This window comes from Micromonospora endophytica, from assembly GCF_003236305.1.
GTDB classification, from domain to species: Bacteria; Actinomycetota; Actinomycetes; order Mycobacteriales; family Micromonosporaceae; genus Micromonospora; species Micromonospora endophytica.
In genome coordinates, this window is record NZ_POTX01000297.1 from 1 (window position 1) to 6,224 (window position 6,224).

The following is a 6,224-nucleotide window of genomic DNA, read 5'->3' on the forward strand; positions in this document are numbered from 1 at the left end:
GCCCGACCCCGAGCGCGAGCGCCTCCCCCAAGGCCAAGCCGTCAGCCAGCCCCAAGCCCAAACCCAAGAAGACGAAGACCGCGCCGGCGCGCCCCAAGCCGGTGGCCGGGCTCAGCCAGCAGCAGATGGACAACGCCAAGGTGATCGTCGACGTCGGCGTCGACCTCAAGGTGCCGCGTCAGGGCCTGGTGATCGCCGTGGCCACCGCGATGCAGGAGAGCACCCTGCTCAACTACGCCAGCGGCGTGTTGCCCGAGTCGCAGGACTACCCGCATCAGGCGATCGGCTGGGACCACGACTCGGTCGGACTGTTCCAGCAGCGGCCCAGCAGCGGCTGGGGCAGCGTGCGGGACCTGATGCGCCCGGCGTACGCGGCCGAGGCGTTCTACCAGGCGCTGCTCGAGGTGCCCGGCTGGCAGGAGATGAGCCTGACCATGGCCGCCCAGGCCGTGCAGATCTCCGCCTTCCCCTACGCGTACGCCCAGCACGAGCAGCGGGCGACCACCGTGGTGGAGGCGCTGACCTGACCAGCGCCGCTCGCCCCTGAGCGGCGTGCTCAGGCCCGCTTCGGCAACACGACCACCCGACCGAAGAACTCGTCGATGCGGTGCACCACGTCGTTGAAGTCGTCCAGGTCGATCGGCTTGGTGACGTACGCGTTGGCCTGCAGGGTGTAGCTGCTGATGATGTCGGTGTCGGCGTTGGAGGTGGTCAGCACGACGATGGGGATGGTGCGCAGGTCCTCGTCGCCCTTCACCTCACCCAGCACCTGACGCCCGTCCTTGCGAGGCATGTTCAGGTCGAGCAGGATCACGTCCGGGCGGTGGGCGCCGGTGTGCCGGCCCTCGCGGCGGAGAAACTCCATCGCCTCCTGGCCGTCGCCGACCACGTCGATGACCTTCTCGACGTCCGAGGTCGCCAGCGCCTCCTCGATCATGAGGACGTCGCCCGGGTCGTCGTCGACCACGAGGATGCGAACCGGGTCAAGCGCACGAGCGGCCATCACTACCTGCCTCAGGTCAAGGGACGGGATCTACCGATCCCGCGTCGGCGGCAAAATCTAGCCGATCGCCGGGCGGTCCGTGGCCGCCGGGTCGGCGGCGTCGGCGGCGTACCCGAGCACCTCGGACAGCCCGGTCAGTTGAAGCACCCGCTCCACCCGGCCGGTGGCGCCGGTGACCCGCAGCCACCCGCCGTCGGCCGTCGCTCGGTTGTCCCCCCGGACGAAGACCGCGATGCCTGTGGAGTCACAGAACGTGAGATCGGTGAGGTCCACCAGCAGCCGCCGCTCCCCGGCGGCGGCCAGCCGGTCGATGGCCGCGGTGAGCTGGGGAGCGCTGCTCATGTCGAGTTCACCGGCGAGACGGAGACGGGCAGCGCCGGCTCCGTCACGGTCGGCGTACGTGACGGACAACGTCACGACAACCCCCTCTCGCCACCCTGACCCGGATGTTTGCAGTGGGGCAAGTATAGAGCTTGCCACGCGGCGGGCCGCAGTTTAGCCGCCCTACGGCGACAGTGGCAGCCCCACCGCCGCCGGCAACGTCGCGCCCGCGTCACGGAGATAACGCACGGCACGCGGAAAGTCATGCAACGTGTCCGCGTAATGCTCCAGTGTGGCCAGTACCGCAGCTGCTGGCACACCCCGGCTGTCCAGAATGGTCACCAACCAGTCGACGAACTCGGTGAACAACGAGCCGTCGTCGACGTAGAGTGCGGCGGCGAGAAAATCCAGGATGAAGCCGAGGTCGTTGACTGTCGAATCCAGCTGGGCAGGGTCGTAGTCGCGGGTGGCAGGCATCCGCCGAGCCAGGTGGGCCAGGGCGCTGTCGATCAGCTCCGGGCGGCGGCGCACCAGGGCGGCATACTCGTCGTCGGCCAGATGCGCCAGGCTGGCCGGCGTCACCGCCCGCAACGCCCGCTCGTCGGTGAGCAGATCGGCCGCAGCCGGCCCGTTGGGCGCCCACAGCACACCGAGCCGCCGCGCCCACCGGCCGTCCGTGCCGAAACCCCGACCGCCGACGACCACCGGCACGTCCGAGCGTCGGCACGCCTCGATCATCCGGTGCGCGTGCGGCAACCGCATCGGCAGCGCGCAGGCCAACGCCACCGCGTACGCGTCGTGCCGGTGCAGGTACGACACCAGGTGCGGGGCGGGCACGCTGGCACCGAGGAAGGTCACCTGCCAGCCCCGCAACCGCAGCACCTCGGCGACCAGGCGCGCGGGCAACGCGTGCCACTCACCGTCCATGCAGGCCACCACGATCCGGCCCCGGGTCGGGCGGACATCGGCGTACGCGGCGACGGCCGCCACCACCCGCTCGCTGATGTGCGTGGCCGCGTGTTCCTGCGCGACGCTCCACTCGTTGCGCGCCCACCGCTCACCGACCTCCGCCTGCGCGGGCGCGACCAGGTCCAGCAACACCCGGTCGGCCGGGACCCCGGCGTCGAGCAGGCCCCGGGCCAGCTCGATCGCGGCGGTCTCGTCGGCCTCGGCGAGGCAGTGCAGATAGTCCGGGTACTCGCTGGCAGGCGAGATCCCGGCGGTCGCGGCGGTCACTGTGCGCGCGTTCCTTCCCGGGTCGTCCCGGTGGGATCGGGCACCGCGTGCAGGTGCCGTTGCCCGCGGGCTCCGGTGCCTGTGGCACGCAGCGCCAGCACCGCTATGTCGTCGTGGTCGCGCTGGGCCAGCCAGTCGCAGGTGATCTGCTCGACCCGCTCGGCCAGGGCGGGTGCCGGCATCCGGTGGCAACCGGTCAACGCCTGGGTCAGTCGGTCGGCGCCGAGCTGCTCGTCACCCCGGCGCCCACCGCGCGCCTCGGTCACCCCGTCGCTGTAGAGCAGACACGTCTCACCCGGGGCGAGCCGGGTGGAGACCTGACCGACCCGGGGATCCGGCACCACGCCGATGAGCATCCCGTTGAGCGGCAAGTGCTCCACCTCGCCGGAGGAGCGCAGCACCAGCGGCGGGAGGTGGCCCCCACCGGCCAGGGTCAGCTTCAGGCCACCGTCGCGGTGCGGGCGGACCGTGCCCAGCACCATCGTGGCGAATCGGCCCTGACCGTGCGCGAGGGTGGTCTCCAGCAGGGCGTCGTTGAGCAGCCGCAGCAACCGGGCGGGCTGCTGCTCGATCCGGTGCAGCGCGTGCAGACACTGGCGCAGCTGACCGGTGAAGACCGCCGCCTCGACACCCTTGCCCGACACGTCGCCGAGGAAGAAGATCGAACCGCCGTCGGGCAACGGGTGCGAACCGTAGAAGTCACCGCCGATACGCAGCCCGCCCGGGGCTGGCCGGTACGCCGTACCCCATTGCACACCAGCTGTCTGCACCGGCTCCGCCGGCAGCAGACTGGCCTGGAGGGTGTCGGCCACCTCGGCCTGATCCCGGTAGAGCCGGGCGGTGGTGAGTGCCGCGCCGGCCCGGTCGGCGAAGGCCCGGACGAGATCCATGTCCTCCTCGCCGTACCAGCGGGTGGCCGGGCGGGCGATGAGCAGCACGCCGACGGGCTCGTCGCGGCCGGGCAGCGACACCAGTCGTACGCCGACGTCGTCGGCGGACAGGCCGGGCAGCCATCCCGCCTCGACGGCCTGTTCGGCCAGCCAGTCGACGGTGTGCGGCGCGGCGTCACGCAGCCCGTCGAGGATCGCCGGCGGCAGTTCCGCGGCGCCGAGGACGCCACGGTCCACGACGGGTGATTCGTCGTCGGCTCGCCGGGCCCGCCACCAGCGGGCTCGACCGGAGCGGGGCGCCAGCACCAGCACCGCCACCTCGGCCAGCTCCGGTACCGCGAGCCGGACCACCGCCGCGGCGGCGCGGTCGGGATGCAGCGGGTTGCCCAGCTTCTCCCCCGCCACCGCCAGGAACGCCGCTCTGGCCCGCTCGGCCAGCAACGCGTCGGACCGGCCGGCGCTCTCGCTGACGTCCTCGACGTACCAGCAACTACGTCCGGCCGAGAGCAGCACCCGCCGGGTACGCAACCGGCGGCCATGGTGGACGAACTCGCCGTTGCGGGCGTCGAATCCGGGAAGCCCGGCGAGCGTGACGCCGACGGCGACCTCCGGCAGCAACCGCTCGGCCAGCGGGGTGACATGCCACACCACCTCGTCGGGACCGCAGACCACCAGGCCCTCACGGAAATGCTCGACAAGTTCCGGCCAGTCGGCGACGACCCGGGCCCACGAACGTTCCGGCGTGGACGTCTGCCGGGACAGGTCGACGGCGGGCGACGTCACCGTCGCAGTCCGGGGCGTGCCGGAACGCCACGCCGACCCCCGGGGGGCACTCGGCGTGGAAACCCGTCCGTCGCCGGGGTCGATGTCCCTGACGTCGGCACCAGTCACCAGCTGAGCCCCACTCCTTCTCGATGCCGCACTCCGCCCGCTGGCGGAGTGCCTGGTCGTGTCCAACCTCCACCCTACGCCGGAATCGGTGTACCGCCACCTGACGCTGTCCCACCCAGGCGGACAGCCGCCGACCGGGTGCGCTGGTCAGCGGAGTGCGCGTGCACCCGCCCCACCAGCCGCCGAGGGGCAGCACCGGACAAAGGTTGTTACGATCCGAAACGACCCTGACCGCCCGCCAGTCGCGGAAGGCGTGATCGTTGCTGTCCCACGGTCGAAGACCCGATGCGACGCCGTTGCGCGTACGCGTCGACCGCTGCGACCCTGACGTGCCCGTCATCCACGTGGGTGGTGATCTCGCCTACACGACGGCGGCTCCGCTGCGTACGGAGATCGACCAGATCCTCGGCGGCGGCCCGGCCGGCCTCGTGCTCGACTTCGCCGAACTCGAGTTCATCGACAGCACCGGGCTCAGCGTGATCGTGCACGCCTGGCGCGAGGGGCAGCGGGCGGGCATCGCGCTGCGACTGCACGCGGTGCCGCGGTTCCTGGCGACGATTCTCGACATGACAGGGGTCACCGGCCTGCTCGCCCGGACGGCCACCGAGTCCGACGACCTCACCGAGTCCGATCGGCCTGCGGCAACCGCGTAGACCGATCCACCCCGCGACTTGCGCCCAGCCGGCGAGCTGGGAGCATGGAGGCATGTCCTCCCCGCTGCTGACCATCGAGGTCGGCCGGTTCGACGGTGACCGCGCCGAGCTGCGGCTCTCCGGTGACCTGGACTTCGACAGCGCACCCGACCTGATCAGCGCGGTCGCCGAGCTGCGCCGCGACGGCTACCAGCAACTCGTCATCGACCTGACCGGCGTCGGGCTCTGCGACTCCTCGGGCCTGAGCGCGTTCGTGGTGGCGCGCCGTGGTGGCAGCGTGCCGATCCGGTTGACCGGAGTCAGCGCCACCCTTCGCCAACTGCTGGACCGCACCGGGCTCACCGAGCTGTTGGACCTGCCGGCGAGCGAGGATGAGGGCGCCCAGGCGGCAGGCTGAACCAGGTGAGCGCCCCTCACCCGGAGCGGATGACGCCACGTCGGCGGCGCGATCGCGGGCTCACCCGGGTCGTTTCCTGCCCGGCAGCGGTGGGAAGGCAATCGCGGAGCCGCAGCACACCAGCGGAAGCGAGGTGTCACCGATGCGCAAGCAGATGGAGGGCGACAACCAGCGCCGCCGGGCGCTGGCCCGACAGGCCCGGGAGCGTGGCATGCAGGCGGCGGAGACTGGCGTCAGCCTCGGCGCGTCCAAACAACTCACCCATCTCGACCAGAAGCAGCGGAACGGCCCAGCGGCGGGTGGTCGTCACAAACCGAACAGCACACGCGGTAGACCCGCAACGCCCCAGGCGGGTGTCCCGGAGACACCGCGCCCCCGCCCACAGCCCGGCCCCAATGCGCCGGGAGTCGCCACGATGGGCTACCGCGACCTGGTGGAGGATGTCGTCCGGCGTGCCGGCGTCGACTTCCGTACCGCGAAGGTGGGCATGGAGTCGACAGTGCTCGTGCTGGCCTCGGCGCTGGAGGCGGCCGAACGCGGTCGGCTGCTGGCGGCGGTGCCGGCATCGTTGCACGACGTCGTGCCGGTCGACGGCATCGAGCAGCGCCGGGATCTGCCCGGTTTCCTGGCCGAGGTCGGTCGGATCAGCGGTCGCAGCCCGGAGCAGGCCCGCTATCAGGCCGAGGCCACCCTGGCGGCGCTCGCCGAGCACGACCGCGACCTGATCGAGTCGCTGCACATCCCGGACGAGCTGCGGGAACTGCTGGATCCCAGGTAGCCGCCAGCCGCTCCGCCTGACCACCCCACCCCACCGCACGTGGTGGGGTGGGGTG

At 71.7% G+C, this 6,224-nt stretch carries 6 protein-coding genes and 2 pseudogenes; 4 read left to right on the plus strand and 4 right to left on the minus strand.

Going from position 1 to position 6,224, the window contains the following annotated elements; genetic code table 11:
- Window positions 1–527: pseudogene (locus C1I93_RS27270) on the plus strand (hypothetical protein); the annotation flags it as partial.
- A gap of 29 nt (window positions 528–556) precedes the next feature.
- Here the strand turns inward: C1I93_RS27270 and C1I93_RS27275 are convergent.
- The 4 genes from C1I93_RS27275 to C1I93_RS27290 all read right to left on the minus strand — a co-directional run bounded on the left by C1I93_RS27275 (window position 557) and on the right by C1I93_RS27290 (window position 4,341).
- Window positions 557–1,003 (minus strand): response regulator, encoded by a 447-nt coding sequence (locus tag C1I93_RS27275; RefSeq protein ID WP_111246143.1) that lies wholly within the window; start codon window positions 1,001–1,003, stop codon window positions 557–559.
- A 57-nt stretch (window positions 1,004–1,060) separates the two neighbouring features.
- Window positions 1,061–1,420 (minus strand): STAS domain-containing protein, encoded by a 360-nt coding sequence (locus C1I93_RS27280; protein WP_111246144.1) that lies wholly within the window; start codon window positions 1,418–1,420, stop codon window positions 1,061–1,063.
- 87 nt (window positions 1,421–1,507) lie between these two features.
- Window positions 1,508–2,560 carry a cobalamin B12-binding domain-containing protein gene (locus C1I93_RS27285; RefSeq protein WP_111246145.1) on the minus strand — a complete coding sequence of 351 codons (1,053 nt, stop codon included), beginning with the start codon at window positions 2,558–2,560 and terminating at the stop codon, window positions 1,508–1,510.
- Window positions 2,557–4,341, minus strand: coding sequence for a PP2C family protein-serine/threonine phosphatase (locus C1I93_RS27290; RefSeq protein WP_111246146.1), 1,785 nt, complete (start codon window positions 4,339–4,341; stop codon window positions 2,557–2,559). The genes C1I93_RS27285 and C1I93_RS27290 overlap by 4 nt, the downstream gene beginning before the upstream one ends.
- 329 nt (window positions 4,342–4,670) lie before the next feature.
- Between C1I93_RS27290 and C1I93_RS27295 the strand changes: the two genes are divergently transcribed.
- The 3 genes and pseudogenes from C1I93_RS27295 to C1I93_RS27305 all read left to right on the plus strand — a co-directional run.
- A complete protein-coding gene (locus C1I93_RS27295) occupies window positions 4,671–4,994 on the plus strand; it encodes an STAS domain-containing protein (protein WP_223256284.1) in 324 nt (107 codons plus the stop codon).
- 52 nt (window positions 4,995–5,046) lie between these two features.
- Window positions 5,047–5,391 (plus strand): STAS domain-containing protein, encoded by a 345-nt coding sequence (locus C1I93_RS27300; RefSeq protein WP_111246148.1) that lies wholly within the window; start codon window positions 5,047–5,049, stop codon window positions 5,389–5,391.
- Between the two features lie 142 nt (window positions 5,392–5,533).
- Window positions 5,534–6,163 (plus strand): annotated as a pseudogene (locus C1I93_RS27305) (DUF2267 domain-containing protein); the annotation flags it as partial.
- Window positions 6,164–6,224: the final 61 nt, after the last annotated feature.